This is a genomic window from Glutamicibacter arilaitensis Re117, assembly GCF_000197735.1.
GTDB lineage: Bacteria > Actinomycetota > Actinomycetes > Actinomycetales > Micrococcaceae > Glutamicibacter > Glutamicibacter arilaitensis.
The window spans coordinates 3,334,513-3,357,738 of sequence record NC_014550.1 but is presented as its reverse complement, the minus strand read 5'-3'; the positions used below and the strand labels follow the sequence as shown (position 1 = coordinate 3,357,738).

General features: G+C 54.2%; 24 protein-coding genes and 2 pseudogenes. 15 read left to right on the top strand and 11 right to left on the bottom strand.

Going from position 1 to position 23,226, the window contains the following annotated elements; all coding sequences use genetic code 11:
• Positions 1 to 357: 357 nt before the first annotated feature.
• Entirely contained in the window at positions 358 to 1,347 is a 990-nt protein-coding gene (locus AARI_RS16020; RefSeq protein WP_013350296.1) for an Abi family protein, read from the bottom strand.
• An 823-nt stretch (positions 1,348 to 2,170) separates the two neighbouring features.
• On the opposite strand from AARI_RS16020, the gene AARI_RS16015 reads away from it, so the two are divergent.
• The 5 genes from AARI_RS16015 (at position 2,171) to AARI_RS15995 (ending at position 6,891) form a co-directional block, all read left to right on the top strand.
• Complete coding sequence (locus AARI_RS16015; protein ID WP_013350294.1) at positions 2,171 to 3,112, top strand: metal ABC transporter substrate-binding protein; 942 nt, start codon at positions 2,171 to 2,173, stop codon at positions 3,110 to 3,112.
• Positions 3,113 to 3,271: 159 nt separating this feature from the next.
• Complete coding sequence (locus AARI_RS16010; protein WP_013347368.1) at positions 3,272 to 4,579, top strand: ISL3-like element ISAar19 family transposase; 1,308 nt, start codon at positions 3,272 to 3,274, stop codon at positions 4,577 to 4,579.
• A 183-nt stretch (positions 4,580 to 4,762) separates the two neighbouring features.
• On the top strand, positions 4,763 to 5,356 hold the full coding sequence (locus tag AARI_RS16005) for a recombinase family protein (RefSeq protein ID WP_013347371.1): 594 nt from the start codon (positions 4,763 to 4,765) through the stop codon (positions 5,354 to 5,356).
• Between the two features lie 241 nt (positions 5,357 to 5,597).
• Positions 5,598 to 6,038: a hypothetical protein gene (locus tag AARI_RS16000; RefSeq protein WP_041648188.1), complete on the top strand. Its 441-nt coding sequence runs from the start codon at positions 5,598 to 5,600 to the stop codon at positions 6,036 to 6,038.
• A 379-nt stretch (positions 6,039 to 6,417) separates the two neighbouring features.
• Positions 6,418 to 6,891 (top strand): hypothetical protein, encoded by a 474-nt coding sequence (locus tag AARI_RS15995; protein WP_013350292.1) that lies wholly within the window; start codon positions 6,418 to 6,420, stop codon positions 6,889 to 6,891.
• Here AARI_RS15995 and AARI_RS15990 read toward each other — a convergent pair.
• Together AARI_RS15990 and AARI_RS19865 are read right to left on the bottom strand one after the other, a co-directional pair.
• Positions 6,875 to 7,709: pseudogene (locus AARI_RS15990) on the bottom strand (IS5 family transposase). The gene AARI_RS15995 and the pseudogene AARI_RS15990 sit on opposite strands and share 17 nt — an antisense overlap.
• A 472-nt stretch (positions 7,710 to 8,181) precedes the next feature.
• Positions 8,182 to 8,673: a hypothetical protein gene (locus AARI_RS19865; RefSeq protein WP_162094128.1), complete on the bottom strand. Its 492-nt coding sequence runs from the start codon at positions 8,671 to 8,673 to the stop codon at positions 8,182 to 8,184.
• 181 nt (positions 8,674 to 8,854) lie between these two features.
• Here AARI_RS19865 and AARI_RS20465 point away from each other — a divergent pair, with 181 nt between their 5' ends.
• The 8 genes from AARI_RS20465 (at position 8,855) to AARI_RS15950 (ending at position 14,952) form a co-directional block, all read left to right on the top strand.
• Positions 8,855 to 9,076: a DUF6355 family natural product biosynthesis protein gene (locus AARI_RS20465; RefSeq protein ID WP_219724430.1), complete on the top strand. Its 222-nt coding sequence runs from the start codon at positions 8,855 to 8,857 to the stop codon at positions 9,074 to 9,076.
• A gap of 59 nt (positions 9,077 to 9,135) precedes the next feature.
• Positions 9,136 to 10,283, top strand: a protein-coding gene (locus AARI_RS15980) for an IS3-like element ISAar3 family transposase (RefSeq protein ID WP_157867089.1) whose coding sequence is annotated in 2 segments (ribosomal slippage) — positions 9,136 to 9,409 and positions 9,409 to 10,283 — 1,149 coding nt in all. Because the reading frame shifts where the segments join, the coding sequence is not laid out codon by codon here.
• Positions 10,284 to 10,458: 175 nt separating this feature from the next.
• Positions 10,459 to 11,691 (top strand): glycosyltransferase 87 family protein, encoded by a 1,233-nt coding sequence (locus AARI_RS15975; protein WP_041649107.1) that lies wholly within the window; start codon positions 10,459 to 10,461, stop codon positions 11,689 to 11,691.
• 304 nt (positions 11,692 to 11,995) lie between these two features.
• Positions 11,996 to 12,565, top strand: a complete 570-nt coding sequence (locus AARI_RS15970) for a hypothetical protein (protein WP_041649106.1) — start codon at positions 11,996 to 11,998, stop codon at positions 12,563 to 12,565.
• A gap of 658 nt (positions 12,566 to 13,223) precedes the next feature.
• A complete protein-coding gene (locus AARI_RS15960; RefSeq protein ID WP_041650260.1) occupies positions 13,224 to 13,535 on the top strand; it encodes a transposase in 312 nt (103 codons plus the stop codon).
• A gap of 361 nt (positions 13,536 to 13,896) precedes the next feature.
• A complete protein-coding gene (locus AARI_RS19410) occupies positions 13,897 to 14,295 on the top strand; it encodes a DDE-type integrase/transposase/recombinase (protein ID WP_162094127.1) in 399 nt (132 codons plus the stop codon).
• The gene (locus AARI_RS20460) at positions 14,295 to 14,459 is read left to right on the top strand and encodes a hypothetical protein (RefSeq protein WP_407637047.1); all 165 of its coding nucleotides are present in this window, start codon (positions 14,295 to 14,297) and stop codon (positions 14,457 to 14,459) included. The genes AARI_RS19410 and AARI_RS20460 overlap by 1 nt, the downstream gene beginning before the upstream one ends.
• 130 nt (positions 14,460 to 14,589) lie before the next feature.
• Positions 14,590 to 14,952 (top strand): hypothetical protein, encoded by a 363-nt coding sequence (locus tag AARI_RS15950; RefSeq protein ID WP_013350285.1) that lies wholly within the window; start codon positions 14,590 to 14,592, stop codon positions 14,950 to 14,952.
• 201 nt (positions 14,953 to 15,153) lie between these two features.
• On the opposite strand, the pseudogene AARI_RS19400 reads toward AARI_RS15950, so the two are convergent.
• Both AARI_RS19400 and AARI_RS15935 read right to left on the bottom strand, forming a co-directional pair.
• A pseudogene (locus AARI_RS19400) lies at positions 15,154 to 15,611 on the bottom strand (transposase); the annotation flags it as partial.
• Positions 15,612 to 15,973: 362 nt separating this feature from the next.
• Positions 15,974 to 16,471, bottom strand: a complete 498-nt coding sequence (locus AARI_RS15935; RefSeq protein WP_013350283.1) for a hypothetical protein — start codon at positions 16,469 to 16,471, stop codon at positions 15,974 to 15,976.
• Between the two features lie 408 nt (positions 16,472 to 16,879).
• Between AARI_RS15935 and AARI_RS15930 the strand changes: the two genes are divergently transcribed.
• Complete coding sequence (locus tag AARI_RS15930; protein ID WP_013350282.1) at positions 16,880 to 17,923, top strand: PDDEXK nuclease domain-containing protein; 1,044 nt, start codon at positions 16,880 to 16,882, stop codon at positions 17,921 to 17,923.
• 279 nt (positions 17,924 to 18,202) lie between these two features.
• Complete coding sequence (locus AARI_RS15925) at positions 18,203 to 18,703, top strand: DUF805 domain-containing protein (protein WP_013350281.1); 501 nt, start codon at positions 18,203 to 18,205, stop codon at positions 18,701 to 18,703.
• Positions 18,704 to 19,045: 342 nt separating this feature from the next.
• On the opposite strand, the gene AARI_RS15920 is transcribed toward AARI_RS15925, so the two are convergent.
• The 6 genes from AARI_RS15920 to AARI_RS15890 form a co-directional block, all read right to left on the bottom strand.
• A complete protein-coding gene (locus AARI_RS15920) occupies positions 19,046 to 19,333 on the bottom strand; it encodes a hypothetical protein (RefSeq protein WP_013350280.1) in 288 nt (95 codons plus the stop codon).
• A gap of 264 nt (positions 19,334 to 19,597) precedes the next feature.
• A complete protein-coding gene (locus AARI_RS15915; RefSeq protein ID WP_041649103.1) occupies positions 19,598 to 20,197 on the bottom strand; it encodes a recombinase family protein in 600 nt (199 codons plus the stop codon).
• A 352-nt stretch (positions 20,198 to 20,549) separates the two neighbouring features.
• Positions 20,550 to 20,897: a hypothetical protein gene (locus AARI_RS15910; protein ID WP_013350278.1), complete on the bottom strand. Its 348-nt coding sequence runs from the start codon at positions 20,895 to 20,897 to the stop codon at positions 20,550 to 20,552.
• A 240-nt stretch (positions 20,898 to 21,137) separates the two neighbouring features.
• Complete coding sequence (locus AARI_RS19785; RefSeq protein ID WP_141392956.1) at positions 21,138 to 21,449, bottom strand: hypothetical protein; 312 nt, start codon at positions 21,447 to 21,449, stop codon at positions 21,138 to 21,140.
• Between the two features lie 51 nt (positions 21,450 to 21,500).
• Positions 21,501 to 22,622, bottom strand: a complete 1,122-nt coding sequence (locus tag AARI_RS15895) for a hypothetical protein (protein WP_013350276.1) — start codon at positions 22,620 to 22,622, stop codon at positions 21,501 to 21,503.
• A gap of 271 nt (positions 22,623 to 22,893) precedes the next feature.
• The gene (locus tag AARI_RS15890) at positions 22,894 to 23,145 is read right to left on the bottom strand and encodes a hypothetical protein (protein ID WP_041649099.1); all 252 of its coding nucleotides are present in this window, start codon (positions 23,143 to 23,145) and stop codon (positions 22,894 to 22,896) included.
• Positions 23,146 to 23,226 lie beyond the last annotated feature (81 nt).

Genomic DNA, 23,226 nt, shown 5'->3' with positions numbered 1-23,226 from the left:
GTTCGGACCGAGCGTTTCACCTCACTCGTCCTTGCGGAAAACCCAATCGAATGGTCAGGCGCCCATATTGGTCGCCTGACCATTCGCATCTATCGGATATTTGAGCCGCCAAACTGATCGATTCATATGGCGCTTTGCAGTCTTCCCGAAGAAACTACACATCAACCTTCAAAACCAGAGCAGAACCATAGTAAGCAAACAAAGAGACATTCGACCCGCGTAAGCCGCGCTGCCGGCTATACCCTCAGCAAACCAATTGCGTCGCGTTACTGCGTGATGCGGTTGCAACACGTCTGACAGGCAATTAAACCCCGCATCCTAAGCAACATCAGACCACAAAAAGAAGTGCACGCTTTCCTACTTCGCCCATATGGCTAAATCAGACCAATTCGCTGGCATACCCAGGCTGTCAACGGTGAGGCTAGAAGAGCTGGGAAAGCCATTTATCAGCTCGATCATTTTTTCGGACCAGTCGCATTCGGGATCGATCGATCGCAATAGATAGGCCATGATAGCTACTACGTTGTAGAGCCCGAAGACCTGCTTAGATGATTCCTCTTCTTTCAAATGATCCAGCAGCGGAATCTGGCCAAGCGCAGGTCGCTTCGGCGCAAAGACAAGTTTTCGGTTAAAGAGCCTCGCGTGGTGCGCGGAAACATTACGCACATAGTTGAGGCTCGCGATCCAGCTTGCCATGATCCTCTTGGAAGGGACACCATACGTCATTGCGATCTCTGTGCCTGTCGAGTTCTGAAGCCCGCCATACATCCTGCTCAGATGCCCGAACTCCATAATCTCGGTAAGTGCCCAAATCGGCATCTGATCATCATACTTTTGACGAAAATGTGCCACGAAAGACTCATCTGAACTACTTTGCCGTTCCCGCGTCCGAGTGATGAGTACTTCATGCTTACTCGGCCGAATGACTCCCCCGGCTTCGGCTTCGCTAGTCGTAAACGAAGAAACGAATTGTGTGGCGTCAAGATGCGCGAATGGCGACTTCCTACCCAAGACATACCCAAGTTGCATGCGCAACGAAATTTCAATGCGCTCGATGCCATCCAACACCAGAATTCGCAAGGCTCGATCGAAATCAATGAGTTTTCTAGCATGTTCCAGCGAGGTACCCCTGCGGTAGGTACTCAACACCTGGACATGTTCTCGACCATCCGCCTCATAAACAAAATGAGAATCGCGGAAGGGATACAAATACCCTGTCAGACGGTAATACCCCACAGCCCTCAGTAGCTGTATCCCTGCTTCACGATCACCAATCAGCACACCATTAAGCTCAAGCTTCGCGAGCTGCTCTTCTACCGATAGCCACTTTTTAGTGTATTGAGCCATGAACTTCCCTGTTAAAGAAAATCAGCCCGAGCCATAAGGCGAGCGGGCTGATCATGATGACATCATCATAACAGACCAGAAACCAAAACCGACCACCGCCTCTTACCTAAATACATCTGACTCTATGGGAGGAACACTAAGACCATTCGACAGTTTCTAAAACGGTCGTTTGTGACACAGTCATGCGCCAGGTTGAGTGGAAATCCTCGACGATTGAGAACTCAACAGATTTTCGAGGATATTTCGTCGCAAAACTCAGTTTCATAAACTATGTGTCGAAAGATTAGCCACTCCACGGGTATTGCCCCACCGCACCCCTAGATCGCCCCGATCCCATCTGGCTATGGGCTCAACCATTCAAACTTCGACCATGAAATGCCTCGGCGATACCAACATCCAAGCACAGGCTACAACCGACATTCTGCATAATCATGCATTATCCATGCTTCAGAAAGGCCCTCGACCTAACAAGTAGTATTTTGGACTTCGGTGTACCGAACATTAGAGTTCTACCCATGCAACATAATGCTTCACAACGAACCAACGACGGACTCTGGATCGAAGCCGTCGCATTGTTCCGCGCCGCGCAAGAGTCCAAGCACCACGAAGCGCAGTCACTACTGGGTTCCTCCACCGACCCTGCAACTGTAGTGCGTTACTTCCTGCGACTAGTCGGCATTTACTGCCGCGGCGAAAACCCGACCAAATTAGAACGATTCGCCTCAGCTGCACATCGCGCAGGGCCACCCCCTGAGACCCCGCCATCACTCATGAGCTCACTCTAGATTCTTCAGCCGTAAACCTACGATCGAAAGGCAATCCTATGCCCAGATCTCCACGTTCATTCCGCCCACGCTTTTCCCTTGCTATTAGCGCAGGAGCCCTAGCTCTCCTCCTCACTGGCTGCACCACTTCCCCGCAAAATTACGCCACGACTCAAGAAAAGAAACCAGTGGTCCTAACCACATTCACCGTACTAGCCGATATCGCTGAAAACGTCGCCGGCGACCACCTGCAGATCGAATCCATTACGAAATTCGGAGCGGAAATACACGGCTATGAACCCACCCCGGGCGATATCAGCAAAGCTGCGAAAGCTGACCTGATCCTGGATAACGGAATGAATCTCGAAGCATGGTTCGGCCAATTCGTCGAGGGCTTAGACGTGCCCCACGCTGTTGTCAGTGACGGTGTCGAACCAATCGATATCACCGAAGACGAGCATGCCGGAAAACCTAATCCCCATGCCTGGATGAGCCCGCTAAACGTACAGGTCTACGTCGATAACATGGCCTCGGCATTCAGCACTCTTGACCCTGAAAATACCAATGAATACGCGCGTAATGCAGCAGCATACAAAGAGGAATTACAGGAAGTGCATGACGAGCTAGTCACTGAACTTTCCCATCTGCCCCAGAGCCAACGAGCACTCGTCACTTGTGAAGGAGCTTTTTCCTACCTTGCCAAAGACACCGATCTAACCGAAAAATACATCTGGGCCGTCAACGCGGAGCAGCAAGCAACACCCCAGCAGATAACCTCTGCCATCGAATTCGTCACCACGAACCAAGTACCCGCAGTTTTCTGCGAGTCCACAGTGTCTGACGCGCCCATGCAGCAGGTCGTCGAAGCCACCGATGCCAAATTCGGTGGCACCCTCTATGTGGATTCCCTCTCCGGAAAAGACGGTCCTGTGCCTACCTATTTAGAGCTGATCCGTCACGACACGCAAACGATTATCGACGCATTGACTGGTGAGAATTAATGCCCCCAGCTATTTCGCTTAAAGGGCTCTTCAGGAATAAGAGTGTAACCACCTGAAACCAACACCCCGATTCCCGGGCATGTCGCCGAGCACGAAAAAGTCGAGGTCTTCCAGAAGAATGGAAGTTACTACACTAGCCATTTTCGAAAGACCTCGACGTTGCTCAATCCTACCTTCACCGCACCAGACCTCACCACTTTCACCAATCTTGACGGCTTGGGACTGACCGCAATCGGGCAACACCTGAGCGCAGCGAAAGCCGAAATCCTCTGCCACGTCACCAACCCGATCCCTTGGTGCCAAACCTGCGGAGCAGCAGGCATTCCACGCGATACCGTCACCCGCCGCCTCGCCCACGAACCATTGGGCTGGCGTCCCACTGTCCTAGTCATCAAACACCGCCGCTACCGTTGCGCCAATTGCCAACGAGTCTGGCGTGAAGAGCTGTCCCAAGCAGTAGCGCCACGCCAGAAAATCAGCAGGACCGGGCTACGCTGGGCGCTGGTTGGACTGGTCTGCCACCACTTGTCAGTCTCCCGAATTGCCGAAGGCCTCGGCGTCACCTGGAATACCGCCAATGAGGCTGTGCTGGCTGAAGGTCAACGCTTACTGATTGATGATCCAACCCGCTTCGACGGGGTCAAAGTGCTGGGAGTCGATGAACATGTTTGGCGGCATACCCGAACCGGCGACAAATACGTCACCGTGATTGTGGACCTCACCGCGGTGCGTGACGGCACCGGTACCGCACGACTGATCGACATGGTCCCTGGAAGATCCAAAGCTGTATTCAAAACCTGGCTGGCTGATCAAGAAGAACAATGGAAACAGGGCATTGAAGTCGTCGCAATGGACGGTTTCACCGGCTTCAAAACAGCTGCCGTCGAGGAGCTACCCCACGCGGTGGAGGTGTTGGATCCATTCCATGTAGTCAAACTAGGTTCCGAGGCGCTGGACCAGACCCGGCAACGGATTCAACGTGAGCAACATGGGCGTCGAGGACGCAAGGATGACCCGCTTTACAAGTGCAGGCGAACGCTGACCACGGGACTATCCTTGGCTACGGAAAAGCAGAAGACCAAGCTTGAAGACCTGTTCAAGGAGCCGGAGTATGAGCCGGTTCAATTGGTCTGGAGCGTGTATCAGAAGATGGTGGATGCCTACCGGCAACCGAAGCCCGAGGTCGGACGGTGGGCCTTGGAGCAACTGATCAACGAAGTTGGCACGAAGGTACCGAAAGGGTTGCCGGAGCTGAAAAAGCTCGGCGGCACCCTGCGCAGGAGGAAGACGGACATTCTCGCGTACTTTGATCATATTGGTAGTTCGAATGGTCCTACCGAGGCTTTGAATGGCAGGTTGGAGCATCTGCGAGGTATCGCGTTGGGGTTCAAGAATCTGGCGCACTATATCGCCCGGTCGTTGTTGGAGACCGGTGGGTTTAGACGGCGTTTACACCCTCAATCCTGAAGAGCCCATTTATCTAAGAGACGTCTTGCAACCTATAGGTTGCAAGACGTCTCGTCGAACCTCACTCCCCCGGTGAAAAATCCACGGAAACTCAATGGTCTAGAATTCTCGTAACTATGTGTCGCAACCGATGGCGTAAAATCGTGTCTACACCATTAGTTGCGAGACACTTTCGAAGGACCAATGCCCAAACTGATCGGCTACGCCCGCGTATCAACCAAAGCCCAAGACGCCGACCGGCAAATCCAGGATCTTCTTGCGACTGGGGTCCGACGCGATGACCTCTATATCGACCACGGCCTATCCGGCGCACTGGCGAAGCGGCCCGGACTCGGTAAGGCGCTCGAATCGCTGCACCCGAACGACACGCTCGTGATCACCACCTTGGACCGACTTGGGCGCTCCACCCAAAAAATGCTCGAATTAGCCGAAGAACTTCGTGAGCGAAATATTGGTTTACGGGTGCTGAACTTGGGCGGCGGTGACGTCGACACCAAAACCCCAATGGGCGCCATGGTCTTCACCGTCATGGCAGCACTCGCGCAGATGGAGCTGGAAATCAAACGGGAACGCATCAACGACTCCGTCACCAAACGCCGCACCACCGGCGGCGATCTCGGAGGCCGTCGCCCGACCTTTACCGAGTCCCAGATCCGTACCGCGGTGAAACTCCTTCAGGCCGGCGAACCAGCAACGCAAGTAGCCAAAGACATGGGCATGTCCCGCGCAACCCTCTACCGACGGATCAATAAAATGGACAAGCTTCACACCAATTAGTTCATTCATAGGGATCGACGTCATCGAATCTGGGCCATCCCCTTAAGTTTGCCGGCCATGAGACGCCCAAAGTCTTCCGCCGATTGGATACCCTCTTTCCCAAGTTAGGAGTATTCTCAGAAGATCACTCCACAAAGATTACCGAGCGCCGCAAGCGAAACCCGGGGAACGTACCTGAATAAAATTCAGTAAAGCTCGTGGTCGGTCAGCTTAGGGCAAGCTGCCCCCAATGGAGGAAGATATGAACACGCCCGAACTACATACCCCCGCCACCCAACGTCTCAACGAGCTGCTGCATTGCCCTATAACTCAAAGGCACCTCACCGCGTATGGATGGGTGGAAGGCATGCCAGTAGTCTTTGCCCACCGAGATGAGCTGGTGGAAGACGTCATGGGGTTTGTTTCCGTCCATGGGCGGGCTGTGCTTCTGGCGCTCACCAACGCTCAAACTGACGCCTTGCAACTGTGGCATGTCACCATCCCCAGCCCCCTCTTCACCAGAGTTGTTCCTCTGCCATCGGGAACTACGCTCGCGGAACTCTGCATTAGGCACAGCGAGAATAGGCTTATGCCCTTTCGCGTCCATTTCTGGGCTCATAGCGCCGCGCTTCACCAGATCCCCCTCTACGTCAGCAACGACAACCACGCGGCGGATGCCCAGCTGTCATCTGATAATCGCTGAGCCTTGCGCCAATTCCCTAGTCAAACCTCTTAAATTTCTGAGAATCCTCACCGATCCCCAGTTTCGACGCTTCATATGCGCTCTGAGCAACGCGCGGCCCCCAGCCCTTGCCTGTCTGACTAGTCATTTTCAGCACCCTTCCGCCAATCCACATTTTCTTTCCACAGGCAATGCGGTTCCTTAAAAAACTGCCAATTGATGAGTTGACGTGAACTTTTATTAACGTTTACCTGAATCGGTAGCGTTGTTGCGCCGATCATCCTAGGGTGGAAACAACACACTAAGAACCGCAGCGACAGGCAGCCAGTCTGCGTTGTGTCTTGTTCCAAGCTGATGGGGATCACTCGGAAGACTCAAGAACACAGTGGAGGTAGTACCAATGCCAGGACGTCTCGTAAGAACGCAAACTGCCGAACGCGTCAGCGAACTGCTCGGATCACGTGAAGGACGCGCACACCTCGCCGCGCACGGCTGGGCTCAGGGAATGCCAATTGTCATGGCGGCGCCTACCGAACCGGTTAACGACGTCATGGGTCTAGTGTCCATGCACGGTCGGTCTGTCTTGGTGGCCGTGCTCGATACTGGCTCTAATGAACTTAAATTCTTCTATGTTTCCACGCCGAACCCCGCATTGCAGCCCGTTGATCCGGAAAAAGCTACAACAAAAATCCACGAGCTTTTCGCTCGCACAGAAGACCAAGGCGCGGTAACTTTCCGAGTGAAGTATTGGGATTCCTGCGCAGTTGCACTGCCCATTCCAGTGTTCCACCCAGTGGCAGCCACGAAGAACTACGAGCAGCGTCTAAGAGATCGCGCCAATAGGGGACAAACGATTCTTAAGGCTTTCGATTAGGCCTCGTATCCCACCGATGGGTCGCCCACGCTTCCCCGATCAGCCTGCGGATCACGATGACACTGTTCGCGAGGCTGATCAACGCGTCAATGACCCGGACCTTGCGCTCGGTGCAGATCGCCAATTTCTTGAACCCCCGGTTGTGCCACGAATTGGTTTCGTTCCACCACCCAGCGGACCCCGGCCTGCAAGGGTTCGCCCTTGGTACTGATCTCCCAATCACAACCCAGCTCGGTAAGCAGCTCCCGTGTTTTACGGCTGTCATATCCAGCATCCAGATGCACGGTAATCTGCTCTGGCAGCTGGTAGCCGAAACGGGAAAGGCGTTCGAGCGTGGGGCGTAGCAACGGGGAATCGTGCCGGTTCGCGCCTGCGGTGATGCAGCCGACCGGGATGCCTTTCCCGTCGGTCATCAGCGAGCGTTTGGTGCCTTGCTTGCCGCGGTCTACCGGGGATTTTCCGGCGGCTTCACCGCCGCACGGCGCTTTGACCAGACATCCGTCGATGACGAGATTCTCTAGGTCCAGTCCAATGATCCGGTCGTAGGATTCCAGGCAGATCTGCTCCAGTTCGCGGAAGATCCCTGCGGTGATCCATTCGTCGCGGCGCCGTCGGATGGTGGTGGCCGAGCAGGTCGTGTCGCTGATTTTCTCATAGGCAGCGCCCAGGACGAGGACTTGGATGAACTTGTCGAAGATGATCCGGTCGCTGATCCGTGGCTTGTGGCAGCCCAGTGGATGGGTTACGTTCCGATCTGGGATCAACGCTTCGAATTGGCGCCAGAGAGGCTCGATGATGGAAGATGGTAGGGCAGGCACGTGACCTTCTTGTGTAAACGGTTCTAGACAAACCTTGTTTAACACTGTCCGTGCCTGCTTCACTGCTTAATGACGTGCCTGACGTGGTTAATTACGCTGTCATTAATACTTACTGCGGATGTTGCACACCTATTGGCGCGATCTCTTAGTGACGCAGGGTTCTTCGTGAAAGTCATTGTCACTGCCGGCCGAGCTGAGACGAACGGATTCGGCGTGTCTTGACGACAAAAAGATCGAGGTCTTCAGAGTGGGACGGTTCCTACACCACCCATTCGGAAGGCCTCGACGCGCGCCATAGTGTATCTATTCACCGTTCTCTCTGACGAATATCTGCCAACTCGCTGAGTTCGGACTCTGATTCTGCGGGCAACGCCTGGCCCCTCATGAGCAGCCGACTTCGGAATCTGACAGCTTCCTGGTTCCTGGTTGCCTGGTCGAAAACGACCGTTATTGGATCCAACCGAAAAGCCGATCACCTTCCAATCTGACGAATCAGTTCAGCCAACCTATCTTCCCGATCCCGCAGGGCTTGTTGGCCGTCGAGAGAACGCGTCACGATCTTCTCGTCTCCCCCACGAAACAGCGTTGTATCGCCGACTTCGAGCCAAGCAGCATGCTCTCCCCTGCCGTGGTATTTACCTTCACAGGAACACGTGCAGTCATTACCTTCAGCTGTCTGGCATCTCGTATCGCACTGCTCAGCCGTGCTGTAATGCATCTCAATGAAAACAAGTCCATCGCGAATAGCTACTGCTTCAGCAACATCCGTTAGATGTTGACGTGCGATCGTCCAATACCCTTTCCAGCCCGGTTCCCCAGGATCTGCCACAACCCATGTTGGTCGGATGGCAGCGCCAGTTGCCGTTCTGAACATTTCCTTGTTCGTTGGCTGTCCACCTCGGGGAGCATTCAAGCCCCTTACCTGAATCCTGCCCCTAAGCGGGCGAATAATTGTTGCGGTCATAAGCGTATGCTACAGACCCGCACACCGCTCTAGCCACCAATTCTGGAAGGCGCCTGTTTTTATTCCAAGTATTTGATTTGCGTATCCTACACTCAAAATATTTAAATATCACTACTGGTTTAAAAACCTTTATATACATATTCTGGTCTTGTCACTGCACCTCAGAAGAGAAGGTAAGCCAATGATCGGATTGAAGAAACGCCTAACTGGAGCCGCGCTTGCGCTGGGCATAATTGCGTCAGGGGCAGTCATAGCAGCCCCTGCCGCTCAAGCTGCGCCATGCGGCTATTACGTCAGCGGAGGGTATAGCTACTACAATCATTGCGGTTCAGGCAGAGCCTACATCCAGGTTGATCAGGTTGTAGGAAACTACGGTCAGTGTGGTTGGGTCCCCGGAAAGTAGTCCAGTGACTATGTGAGTACTCGTGTCCGACAATGGACACAGGAGGAATCACAGAAACAATGGCACGCAGACACACACCAGACCAGGTCATCGCTAAAGTCCGCCAAGGACAAAAGATGCTCAACGACGGACACCCGATGATCGAGGTCATCAAGGAACTTCAGATCACTGAAGCTACTTGGTACCGCTGGATCAACCAGTACGGGTCCGAGAAAAACGCTGAAGCCAGCAAACGTACCAAGGAGCTAGAGAGGGAAAACGCGCGCCTCAAGAAGCTGCTCGCTGATCAGATGCTCGCCAACGACATCCTTACTGAGGTTGCCAAGGGAAAATTCTAAGCCCCGAACCACGCCGCCGTGCTGTACGGATGGCGATGGAAAAATTCGGGGCATCCGAACGCTTCGCTTGCCACGTTCTGGGCCAGAACCGCTCTGCACTACGTAAGAAAAAAACACCGATGAGCTTTGACGAAGCGCAGCTACGAGCCGACTTGAGGGCTGTCGCGTCTAAGCATCCAACGTGGGGCTGGCGCAAAGCCCGCTGGCACTTGCTGGCCACCGAACGATGGAAAGACACTGTCTTGAACAGCAAGCGCATCCGACGATTATGGCGAGAAGAAGGCTTGGTCTGTAAGCCCAAGCGTCGAAAGAAGCGGCGCACCGGCCCAGACGCTGGGGAACAGAAGCGGTTGACCGCCGAGTACCCGATGCATGTACTGAGCTTTGATTTCCAGTCGGATGTCACCTCTTGTGGCCGTCATATCCGGTTCTTCAATGTCATTGATGAGTACACGCGGACCGCTTTGGCGATCATTCCCCGCAGGTCTTTTAAAGCTGCTGATGTGGTGGCTGTTTTGGAGGACATCATTGCTGAAATTGGGATCCAGCCAACGTTTGTGCGGTGTGATAACGGGCCTGAGTTCACTGCTGGCGCGCTGGTGGATTGGTGTAACACTGTGGGGGTGTCCACTGCGTTTATCGATCCGGGCTCACCTTGGCAGAACGGTTTTATCGAGTCGTTCAATGCGCAGTTCCGGCGTGAACAGCTTTCCGGGGAAATTATGGACACTATGGTGGAAGCGAAGTATTTGGCTGATGAATGGAAGGACATTTACAATCATGAGCGTCCCCATGGGTCTTTGGATGGGTTGACGCCGTCCCGGTTTTGGGATGAGTGGGTTAGAGAGAATCAGTTAGCTATCGCATAGCTGCTGGACTGCTTAAAGGGACCCAACCAAGTGCGTTGGCCCTGGTTCGACCCTGCTACGCAAGAACGATGGCGGCATCTACGCAATCACCAACGCCTTCTATCTTCGCTCTTGCTAATTGTCATAGGGTGGGTAGAGAGAATCTCTAACCAGTAGACAAGTAAGGTCGTTGCCAGTGTTACAGCAGAAATACGTAATTCAGTATCTTCTCCCGCTGGCAATGACCTTACTTTTTCTATGTCTGGCGTTATCAAGCCTGACCTACATGCCTGTAGATTTTTTTGTCTACTACGATGCGGCTCGCCAGGCTTTCACAACTGAGAATATCTACGCTCACAATATTTTCAGCGAACGATTGCCAGATGAGGGGTTGCCTTTCGTATACACCCCTTTCACCCTTTTACTCATCCAACCATTCACTTTGCTTCCGCCAATGCTGGCTTGGGTTACCTGGACCTTCGTCATGCTTTGCGGATTTGCCTGGGCACTGAGGTTCCTGGCCCGCTCAATCGGCCACGATCCCTCATCCAAGTTTGTTATCGCCCTGTTTCTCCTGCTGAGCGGAACAACCGTGATCGCTCAGCATCTCGCTTTCGGGCAGATCAATATCTTGCTAGCTGTTGCCTGTCTCTATGATCTGGCGGCTAATAAGACACAGCGGATTTCTTGGCTGCCTCGCGGACTATTGACTGGCATTGCAGCAGGCATCAAGCTCACTCCTGCATTCTTCCTGTTTTATCTTCTCGCTACTCGCCAGTTCCGAGCAGCAATATGGATGTGCGCAGGAGGTCTGGGCACCCTGGCCATCGGCGCGGTACTCTTCCCCGTAAATACATGGCATTATCTGAGCGTGGAGATCTTGTCGCTGAGCGACAAAGTAGATCTGGGCAGCAATTTCGCAACAAGCGGGAACAATTCGATTTCCGGCGCTCTCGCATACTTTTGGGCGGACGCCCCCCTAGGAGTCAAGGCCTTCTTCATCCTTGGCGTAGCTGCGGCCGCCTTGGCTACTGCCTACCACTTGCACAAAGCGCAGCGAACCCTCGATGCAGTTCTTATTGCAGGCGCAAGCATTCAATTGCTCTCACCGGTTAGCTGGATACACCATTGGGTGTTCCTGGTGTTTATCGTCCTGCGCCTCTCCCTGAATGCACGTACCCGGCGCTGGGGCCTAGCCGGACTGCTCTTTCTTCTTATGCAACCAACCGACCTCGGAGATTGGGTTCTCACGGCGCTACCTGAGAATATTGTTCTCTCTGCGATTGGCATAGTCTTCCGAGAAGGGTTGCTCCTGCTGACGCTAGCCTTGGGAATCGTTCTCGCTCGGCCGTCCAGTTCATTCGAAATCTCAGAAACAGGTACTTCCAGTCCTGCGCGACTGCCCGAAGGCCAGAGTAGCGAGCGGTAGCATCAGATCGGGAACTCAGCTCAAAAACAACCGTTTTTCAAGATTGAACTGTCGGCCGACAAGCCCTGCAGGATCGGGAGGACAGGTTGTCCGAACTTATTCGTCAGATTGGAAGCTGATCGGCTTTTCAGTGTGTGTCAATGACGGTCGGTCGTTTTAGATCCAGGGCTTTACTGACGAGGTAATTTGTTACCTATTTGATACAAGATGCAAGTCATTCCTCGATGTAAGCCGAAAATCTCTAAGTTAGAGTAAAGAAGGGTCAGTAAATACACACTGGTCAACGTTTCAGTTACGAGGAATTATGAAAAATCTTCTTTCCAGGGCTGCCGCCATTATCGGCGCTTCGTTACTCGCAGGATCTGTCCTTGCCTCCCCAGCAATGGCAGCTTCCACCGCAGATGTGAGTGTCCCTTCAACTGCTGTTCCTGCGGCTACCACTTTCGATCTTTCCGGTTACTTCATAGAACAAAAGGAACCGAATTTTGAAGAAATAACAAAGAATCTCAGCGATGAAGAATTGGCGCTATTGGAGTCTGGTAAACCAGCTGTCGTTTATCAGGAGGCGGAAACCGCAGAAATAACCAAGGTTGAGAAGGAAAGCACCGTCCAGACGTACGCGCTGCTTCCCACTAGCAATTGCGCTTCCACAACCGTCAATGCGTGTCTCTATGGTGCAGGTGGAGCTTCTGTTGATTATGGCTTTATTGGCACGGGATCGCTGACCGGCACTTGGAATAACCGCGGAAGTTACGGTTCGCAGAATCGAACTATGCGAGCTTGCAGCAGTAAAGTTTGCTACGCCACAGTTGCGCCTAAGGTCAAGGTTAAGCTCAGCAGCGCCACTACATTGAAGTCAGTTACCGTGTTTTAAATTCTATGCTCTGGAAGGTCGCAGGCTGAATGGACTTCCAGAGATTTTAGTTTGTTGTTCTTGCTAAGGCTTCCCAGTTCAAATGCTGTTTTGAACTGGGAAGGCCTTTGTAAGACTGATTTTCTGACCTGTTTCTTGCCATGATTCGGGATGCATCACCTTGAAGTAGGTTTCGCTTCGACCGGCGGGATCTCCAATGGTGGTTCGGACATCAAAAACGACCGTTTTTGAAAGTTATATGCAGTATGCAGCAGTGTGATCTTTGCCCATTCCCCGATAGGGATGGCTGCACCGTCCCGCAAACCATGCTGCCGTTTTATGCGCGACAGCGTCGGGTAACGAGCCGGAAATTTCATCATAATAGGTTCGCTCGAATTCCTCCGGTGCTTGGTGGAACAGAGAGGAACGCAGGCGTTCGCAGCTGTACCAATGCACCCATTCGAAGACAACCTCCACAACGTCTAATTCGGTCTTAACCGCTCCGATGCAGAAAAGCGAGACCGTGGCGACGGCCTCGTTCTTGAACAATCCCACACGGTCTTCGCGGCGGCATGGTCGTACGCCGCGCTGCCGATGGACAGTTCCACCCACTAGATCTCGAGGGGCTCGGTGAAACGTCCTGGGTTTCATGCCGCTTTCTATTGAGAGAATGGAAAGCATGCCCAAGCAGTACACCCCTGAAGCCAAGGCCCGCGCCGTCGCCTATGTCCTGGACCGGTTGGAGCGATACAAGTCGGTCTACAGTGCCGGCCAGGATCTTGCACCCAAGCTGAGCATCGGCGCCGAGGCCCTGCGCCGGTGGGTCGTCCAGGCCCAGGTCGACGCCGGGGACCGCACCGGCCCCACCAGCGAGGAACTCGCCGAGATCAAAGCCCTGGAGGCCAAGGCCAAGGACCTGGAAGAAAGCAACGAAATCCTCCGCCAGCCAGCGATTTTCTTCGCGAGGGAGCTCGACCCTCGCCGGCCCTAATCACCGAGTTCATCGACCATCAACGCGAGTGCGGCTACGCAGTCGAGCAGACATGCCAAGCCCTGACTATTCAGGGACTGCAGGTCTCTGCGCGAACCTACCGCGGCTGGAAACAACGCCAACCGGCATCCCGGGACATCACCGACGCCCAGATCCTCAACGTCCTGCACAATCTGCAGCAGCCTGATGAGAAGACCGGCAGGCCTAAGCCTGAGGTTGCTGTACGGGCGTCGGAAGATGCGGGCTTGGTTGCAGCGCAACGGCTTCCTTGAGATCTCGAAGCACACCGTGGACTTAGCTGTTGCGCGAGGCGGGAATGAAGGGTCTGGCCAGAGGCCGGAGGACTGTCACCACGATCCGTGTGAAGGACAAGATTCGGGCCAAGGATCTGCTGAACCGCAAATTCTTCACTGTCGCGCCTGACAAGGTCTGGATCACAAATTTCACTGATGTGCCGACCGGCGCCGGGTTCACCTACGTATCGTTCATGATCGATTTGTTCTCCAGACGGATTCTGTCTTGGGCGACGTCAACCTCGCATGATACCGAGTTTGTGAAGGAAGCTCTCCGGATGGCGTTATGGCAACGCCGGCATGGTTCGGGATCTCGTAAAGCCCGATTCAAGGCACGGTACATCATTCAGATGCCGGCAGTGAATATACCTCGCAGCGGTACACCAGGACGCTGGCCGCTGAAGGGCTGGTCCCATCGATCGGCACCATCGGGGATGCGTTCGTCAACGCGGCCGCCGAAACGGTGATGAGGTTGTTCAAGAACGAAGCCGCGGCTAGGGATTCCCCGTTCCGCAACAGCCCGTTGGCAGCGGAATCCGATGTCGGGGATGTCGTCGTGGATTGGGTGCACTGGTACAACTATGCCCGGTTGCATTCGACCCTCGGCTATAGTAAACAGGTGGAATTTTAGGAACTCTACTATGATGACTTCAACGGCGCGATACCCGATGTTGCCGCTAGTAAATTAGCGACATGATTTCCGGGACGGTTCATATAGACAAATCGCAGTACTGATCGCGATCCCATTCCTAAGGAGTAACATGAAGAAAGTCTTTGCCAGCTTCCTGATGATCAGCACTGTTGCACTGAGCGGATGTACATACTTCAATGAGTCCACCGCCAACGAGGTTGCTGCTGGCGCCGCCACCGGCATCCCTAGGCCTGACTCCGAGCAAGAAGCAAAGCTACGGGAAGATCTAGCGGAAATCGATCCGGCGCTGAACAATGAGAAGGCTTTTAACAGCGCTCGCAATCAGTGCACTGACATTTTGGGCGGTATGTCACCGGACAAGTTGATCTCGAGTACTCAAGCTCGTTTTGAAGGCGCAGGCGTGGAAACGGTCACCGAGCGGGATGCCAAGAAGATCCTGGACGTCATCAAGAACAACGGGTTCTGCAAGTAGAAGCCGCCGAGCCGTGCGCCGCGCAATCCTTTGCGTGCAGCGCACGGCTTTTGGGTACCCAACCACATGTATCGCAGAATTTCAGCGGCGAAAAGCCCATCGTTCTTCCTCCTCAGCAGCAACCGTTCGGTTCAAAGTCGAAGCTCCCGTGGCCAGTCGAGCAACGAGTTGCACGGCTGCGGTGTAGGTCTTAGCGTTGTAGTGGACCAGTTCGGTGCGGCGCATGCGCAGTGCTTTGGCTTCGCTCAGCTCCTCGCAGGGGTTCAGCCACCGGTAATAGGACGCCCTGGAAACCTGCAGTTTCTGGCACATCCAGTTCACCGGGTACTGGCCGGCATGGGCTTTGATGAAGGTGAAGATTGCGCTTATTTCTTGCTGTTCGAGGCGAAATAGGCGCTGACATCGTTTAAAAAGTCGTTCTCCCGTTTCACCTCCAGCAGTTCCTTGCGCAATTTCTCGTATTGGGCCCATTCCACTGGTCCGCGTTCCTCTGCTTCCGATTCTGGGTGCTCGGTGCGGTAAGCGCGGACCCAGTTGCCCAGGGTTCCTTCGTTGATGCCTAGAGAGGCTGTGACCTCGACCAGGCTCTTCTGGGAGGAGATCACTAGTTCGACTGCTTCGGCGCGGAACTCCGGGGTGAACTTCTGACGTTTGGACATGCACTCATTCTCCTACGAACGCGTGTCTCACGACATCATGACAGCTCACACGAACACGGAAAGTCCGTAGGAAGGCGAGAACTACAGAATGGAATTCCTGTCCACCCCCGACAAAAAGACGGGGAGAAGTGCAGCATTCCCCCTACTTAGGCTTTCTTTCATCCTAGTGCGCAGATACAGCGATGTGAACACGAATATCCAGCACATGGTTTCTACTATGTAGGAGTGGGGAAATCACTTTTCGTGATGCGCAAAATGAAATTTTCGTTCTGGAGTTGCTGAAGAGACATATCGAACATTGGACCGTCCGTTGGAGTTTTTGTCGCTTCGTGATGTCCGTACATGTCAGCATACGACGACGTTCACGAGTTGCGGCTACCTTCCGCGCCGACGAAGATGCGATACACGACGCTTCCCGGAGCCTCCACCAGAACCTTGGCTTGTTCCGTCGGAGAACCCTCCGTCGCGTTCGAAACGAACGCAGCACCGTTGAAGTCGCACGCTTGTGTGTCGTCAAGCAGCTTCGCACCGTTGGCGGCGGTCACCCTCACTCGTAGGTGTGACGTGGCACGATCGCAATCCACCCAGATAGAGACAAATCGTCCCATACCGAGAGGAACATCAGTGGAAGTGGTGCCTTTCAGGAGTGGGTCTGCTACCACTACATCGAATCCAGGACTGTCCATCTCATCGGGAGGAACGCGGGATGCGAGACTTTCCTGGGTTGAGGTGGTCGGTTCGATCCCGCCATAGGCGCGCGCACCTGGAGACGGCGTGTCTAGGGGGCCGCAGGCGGTGAGCCCCATGGCGATGGCGCCTATTCCAGCGGTGATCAGGAACTTTTTGGTTTGCTTGTTCATGTGTTGTCCTTCGCTTGGCGCGCCCACGTAGAGGCCCGGTGCATTGCTCAGTGTCGCACCTGAGGTAGTACTAGTGAATCGCCCCGCAGTAGGATCTTTGAGAGCGGACTGCTGCACAGGCAAAGACTAGGGGGTCCGCGTCCAAGAGCGTCAAGGACGACGAGCCTTGGGGTGGTGCGTTCGTGGGTTTCCGGACCTCCATGAAACAGCATTGGGGTTAAGTGACAATTTTCGGATGTGCATGTTCTTCGATGCCCGATGTCACGTAAACGACCGTTTGTGGCACTGATCGAATCTGTCCCACTTTTGTCGCATCCATTGTGTCAGTTTGTGGATGTATGCGTTAAGTGTCCAGTTGGTGGCTGAACTTTTCCGGCATGTTGTCTCTTCGGCATCTATGGTTGATATATGTCCCAAATCGAACGCGATCTTCCTGCTGACTATTCTGATGCGTTGTTGACCTTGAAAGAGCTGATCCACGGGGCCCAGCATCGGGCGCAGCGGATGGTTAATACGGCCATGGTCGAACTGTATTGGAATATCGGGCGAATCATTCTTGAGCGTCAGGCTGGTCAGCCTTGGGGGAGTAAGGTGTTCGACAGGATTGCGAGGGATCTGCGAGCTGAGTTCCCTCATATGAAGGGGTTCTCGAGAACGAATCTATACAATATGCGGGCGTTTGCCGAAGCGTGGGGTGATGAAGATTCAATTGTCCAGTCAGTAACTGGACAATTGAGCTGGACTCACAACGTGGCGCTTCTGAATAAGATTGGTGACGGTGAATTGCGTCAGTGGTATGCGCACCGTGCTGTTCAGAATGGTTGGTCGGTGGCGGTTCTTGAGCACCAAATTCGTACTCGGTTACATGCACGCGAAGGTGCGGCTCCTAACAATTTAGAATCTCGTTTACCTAGCCAGGGCAGTGACTTGGCGAAGGAACTGGCCAAGGATCCCCTGATCTTTGATTTTTTGGGGCTCACCGAAGAGGCGCAAGAGCTTGCGATTGAAGAAGCCATGACGCTTCGTTTGTCGCAGACTTTAGCCGAGTTTGGTGCTGGTTTCGCGTTCGTCGGTAGGCAGTACCATCTTGATGTCGATGGCGATGATTTTTATGTTGATCTGTTGTTGTATCACGTGCCATCGGACCGTTATGTCGTCGTTGAGCTGAAGGCTGGGAAGTTCAGGCCTGAGCATCTGGGGCAGTTGAATTTCTATGTCGCTGCGGTTAATGACATGTTGAGGCTTCCCCGTCAGGCTCCTACGGTGGGGATCTTAGTTTGTGGGTCTAAGAACGATCGGACGGTGCGGTATGCCTTGGAGGGTTCGACACAGCCGCTAGCGGTTTCTTCTTACACGTATGATGCGTTGCCTCAGGAGGAGAAGACGTCTTTGCCGTCTCCTGAAGCGATTGCGGCTGCGTTGGAGGCCGAAGGAGGTCTGGCAGGCGAATAGCATTGATGCTGCCGTGGATCCAAGTAATTGGTCAGATGGCATATTGATTGATATGACCTTCTGAGCTGCCAGGCTTCGAGAATGTCGCTGGGATGAATCTTGTCCCTGAGATTTGGCGAATTCTGGGAGTGATGCCAAGCGGCGTCACCATGCACGGTACCGGGTTAATTTATTGGTGAATGTGGATTCCTAGATGTCGAGTGTTCTCTGGGGCCGTGAAGTTTCGGTTGAAATAGCAGTATGATGTTGAATGATCAATCCACTGGAGGAAGCTGCCTTATGTCTGACCCTGTTTACCCGCCGAATAATCCTTATGCGACGTCTGAGACTGAAAGTCTGAGCTTACCGTTGTACGGAGCGTCTTTTGGCGAAGCCGTCAAACGGTTCTTCAAGAAGTACGCGACTTTCAGTGGCCGTGCGAGTTTGAGTGAGTACTGGTGGGTGGCGTTGTTCAATTTCATCGTAGGTTTTGTGGCTGTGATCGCGATGTTCATGAGCGGTGCACTTGCTATTGAGCCTGGCGCCGTTGAGGTCCCTACGGAGGCTGTCGTGGTGGAGTGGATAGTGAACATCTATGGTTTGGCGACGCTGATCCCGAATATTTCGATCGCGGTGCGTCGTTTACATGATGCCAACTTCAGTGGCTGGTTGTATCTGTTAGCGCTTGTGCCGATCTTGGGTACCTTGGCGCTTTTGATTTTGACATTGATGCCAGCCAACCCGGTAGGTACACGTTTCGACAAACGGGAGTTGTGGCCTGAACAGCCGACCGCGCCATAGTCATTTTGTTGGTGAGGACAGCGTCTGTGAATCTGCGTGAAGTGGGTGTGCGGGCGCTGTTCGTCATTGTGAAGCGTGCTTATTTTCTGTTGGGCCAATTTCGCGAAGTGCATTGTGTGGCTGGAGGCACGGACATATACATCTTCGAGGCTGTGCACGGGCCACGATCACCTGTCGTAGGTGAACTCAGGTACCGCAGCTTGTGGCTTGTGTGCGGGTGGTCGGTTGGTTCCTGCTGTCCACGTGTGTGCAGGAAAAGCAGCGCAGCGGTTGGGCTTTTGCTGTGCACAGGTGGGCAGGAGGCCACCCACGTAACCACGGTCGAAAAGAATGGGCTGGTACTCACCGTGAGGTGAGTGCCAGCCCATTCTTTGATTGGTTAGAAAGTACTGGAACGTTGTCGTTACTTGATGCCGAATTCTGCTTGTTCGGCGAATTCGGTTGCCAGGTTTTGGTATTGCCTCGGAACGGTTGTTCGGTGGCGTCTTGGCGTGCGGTAACAGTGATCCAACTGTCATTGGTGAAAAAGTAGCAGGACAGGATATTTTCATAGGCATCCTGCGGCTCGCAACGGTCGCCGATGAGCTCTTGCATCTGGTTGCCGAACTGATTTATCTCGTTGTTTTTCATCAGTGCGAGCCTGACAACACCGTCAGTGAGGGACAGGGAGAGATCGCGGTTGTTACATTCACTGTCAGCGGGGCGAAGCTGACTGGTTGAATCCGAATAGGGGTCTGAGGAAGATCGGTACGGAAATTCACGCTAACGACATCCCGGTGTCGATCCTGGCGTGGATAGGGCTCGCGAAAAAGCGAAATGCCCGACGCAAAGCTTTCGCAGTGTGGGGCAACGGATGAGAGCCGCACGTCATCTTTCGGTGGTGGCAGGAAGAGGTCACGGATTGATTGTGCCGGTTTTCTTGCGTTGGTCGCGTTCAACGGCCCGGTAGATGGTGGATCGGCTGATGGAGAATAGTTCTGCCATTTCGGTCATGGTGTGTTTGCCGGCATCGTGCAGTTCGAGGAGGTGTGTTTCTTGTTTCACGGTGAGTTTTGGCTGTTTTCCCCGGAGTCGGCCGTTGGCCGTGGCAACCTTCATTCCTTCGCGGGTGCGCATGCTGATGAGGTCGGCTTCGAACTCAGCGATCATCGCCAGGACGTTGAACAGCAGTTTGCCCATTGGGTCGGTGGGGTCGTGGACGGAACCACCGATGCTGAGTCTGATTTCGCGTCTGGCGAGGTCGTCGGCTATCTCGTGGGCGTCTCGGACGGACCGGGCCAGGCGGTCGAGTTTGGTAACGACGAAGGTATCTCCGGCCCGGCAGGCGGCGAGGGCTTCGTGAAGTCCTGCGCGATTCTTGTTCCTGCCGGTAAAGCCATGATCAACATAGACGCGTTCGGGTTCAACGCCAAGGGATGCCAGGGCATCACGCTGGGCGGTGAGGTCTTGCTCCTCCGTGGACACGCGTGCGTAACCGACCATGATCTTAGACATGTAGATCAGTGTGTCACATAGGGATCCTTCACCGGACAGTTCACCGTACACCCTATACGGACACTTCATAGGTCACCATTAGCAAAGCAGCAGGTCAGCGGTTGGCGTGTCCGGTGGAGGACCGGCTATCGGAACACTGCAATTCAATTATGCGGTCAGACCCCTTGCGGGACGACGCCACTGATTGCGCAGCCAAACAGAGGGCTCTACCTGGTCCTGCTACGGGACAGCCTTTGACTTGATTCCGTCGGCAAGCTGAAGTCCAATTGCTATCTGGCTCCACTCGCCCTTAGCGTACGATTTTTCCGTTTTCTGCGGCGACCCGGATTCAACTTGGCTGCCTGGAACAAAGTTACGGGCGCACCGCGAATCCTCGGAGGATGAGGTCATTGCTGAACTCGTCAACTAGGCCCGGAAGGACTGTTCGAGAAACTTCGCGTCCGGTGTCACGGTCATAGGCAATGATGCTGTAGTCGGAACCGTCGTTGTTGTCCACCAACTGGACAACCTCAGAGGGAGTGAAGACTGCTTGGGATGAGGATGCTTGACTGGTGTGCCCCTCCACATTGAACTTATGGGTCGTTTCGCCTGTTTTCAGATCAGTGGTAAATATTGCATTTCCTGCCCCGTACCATTCAATGGCACCCTTGCGGATGGAAGCCGAGCCCAGTTGCGGTAGACCTGTTCCATCATCACGCATGAGGGGTTCCTCTACGGGGCGGGCTCATGCTCCTGAGTAGGTAGGCACAGTTGATTGGATGTCCGGCGGCCGCCCTGGAGGTTGGCGCGCTCCGGCCGCGATTTCCACATTGTGACGAACGCGAACACGGATATAAGGAAAGCAGCGAAGGCCTGCGCGTGGAGGACGAGCCACAGTTCGTTCTGGTTCGGAAGCAACAGGCTCATGTTTCCTGCCTCGTCCGCTCGATTGACGAAGAATTCATCGATGGGCGTCCAGAACGCTACCGCCATGACGCTGAGTCCAAACATGAACAGGGCGAGGGCGAATATGATGATCGACCATGCTGTAGGTCGCCGTCTTGAGGTTCTTGTAGGCATTACCGATGAGCTCCTTGTCTTTGACGTGCGGGATCACCATCCTATCGAGACCGGTCAATGGTGGCGGTTCCCTACGCAGATCCGTTAATGGATCAGTTTCGTCGTTGTCGCCAAGGGCCGACACAATTGGCGTCGTCACATCGGTCAGGAGAGCAAGATTGCTGTATTGGCGGTCCGGATCCGTTCGCACCATCCACCGTCCCAGTAGACGTTCGGCTTGCGGGCCTGGGTCTGCCAAGCAGATCTAGACCTCCAGGATCCCATCCTTCGCTTCACGAATGTCGGGGAGTGCATGTGTGTCGAGGTCTTCCATGAATTCAAGACTCGCGTATCGGTCGAACTTGATGCGTCCAGCATCGTCAAAGACCCTGATCCTGCGGCGGATCCAGCCCGCGGGAAAATACGGGTGGCGACAGGTCACATGAACTTCGGATTCAGGCCATTCTCCGATGGTTTCCACGTGTGTTTCTTGGACGCCATCAGCGAGCGGGGCGGTAGTTCCATCTGCTGCGCGCCAATAGGCGTCAGCGTCGGCAAACTGATCCGTTAGCGCCTTCACAGCTTGGGTCTTCTGGGCATCAGTCAAGCTCACGCGTTTCCAGTGCGTCCCGGCGATCTCGGAAAGGTCGACTCGTGCAGAATCGTGTCTCGGTCCATAAGAATCGTAGTCAAGGCCGAGCTGTTCCGACGCAACGAGGGTTCCCCATCCTTGGGGAACAAATTCCCTAAATTTCACATGCTCGGGTATTTCGTCGACCGTACCTATTACCATCGCCGTACATCGGTACTCATAGCTGATCGTGTCGGAGTCATGGTGGGCTACCGGCGGCGACGGGTTCACGAATAGCACATGACCGTGCTCGTCCTCGCGGACGGCGTTGACGTACCGGTCGACTTCCAGCGTTCGTTGGACCTGACCTGGCAACAGGATTTGCAATGTCGATGGAGCAGCCCAGTCCGCCGGCAGCTCGCCGCCCCGATAGTTGTCGTCCGTTTGTTCGACTATGGATGTACTCGTCCATAGTCCGGCGCTTGTTGCTCCCACGACGGTGGTTTCCTCAGTGCGAACAAAACCCAGTGAACCGTCCACACCAATCCTTACAGCGACCACGACGGTGGGGCTGTGTAAAGCCGGGTAGTCGATTTCCTGCCCATCGGGGCCGCTTTGGTACAGCACCCAGAGGGCGTCGGTCGTCGCACAAACGGAAACATCTGGGGCCAGAATTCCCGTGTCAAGATCCGGCCACGTGAGGAAGAGATCCGGCATGGCTTCTCGGCGGACCAGGGCCACGGGGCGTGCCTCGTCGATATAAAACGTTGTCGTGCCAATGGTGGTTCGAGGCAGGGCGGACATCAGGTCTGTCATGACCCGATGCTAACAGCCACTCGGCTAACGTCGTAACGCCCGAAAGCCTCCCCGTCGGCTTCAACAGATTTCTAGATATCAGGTGGGGAGCTTTTCTTTGGAGGAATCTCGCCTTACTCACAAGGCGAATACCCATCGGGCACATACATCAATTTATCGTCCCGCAGAGCGTTCCTCATACGGACGGCACGACGCAGATTGGGGGACTTCGGAAAGGTATGGATGACTCTGGGGGGGCCGACACCCGTCATTGGTATTTTAGCTAAATTTCTTAAGTTTCCACTCGGGTCCGTAGCTGCTCTTTGGTGAAGTTGATACCGGCACGGGAGAGCAACTGCATGCGTAATCCGTCAATGTTCCAGCTCACCCATCGGGCGAACTTGCGTGATCGGCTCAACGCGAGGGAGAAGTGGGTGTAGTCGATGACGGGAGAGTCGTCGAGCTGCACTAGATCTTCGGCAATCTCGGAGTTGGCGGTGGGGAGGTCAAAGGCCGTGGTGCAGGTGAAATCCCGCGGACTCACTGGACAATTCTTTCTACCGACTCATGGATGGCACGTGCGATTTTCTGGATTCGGCATTAAACATGGAAGCATCCTGCAAAG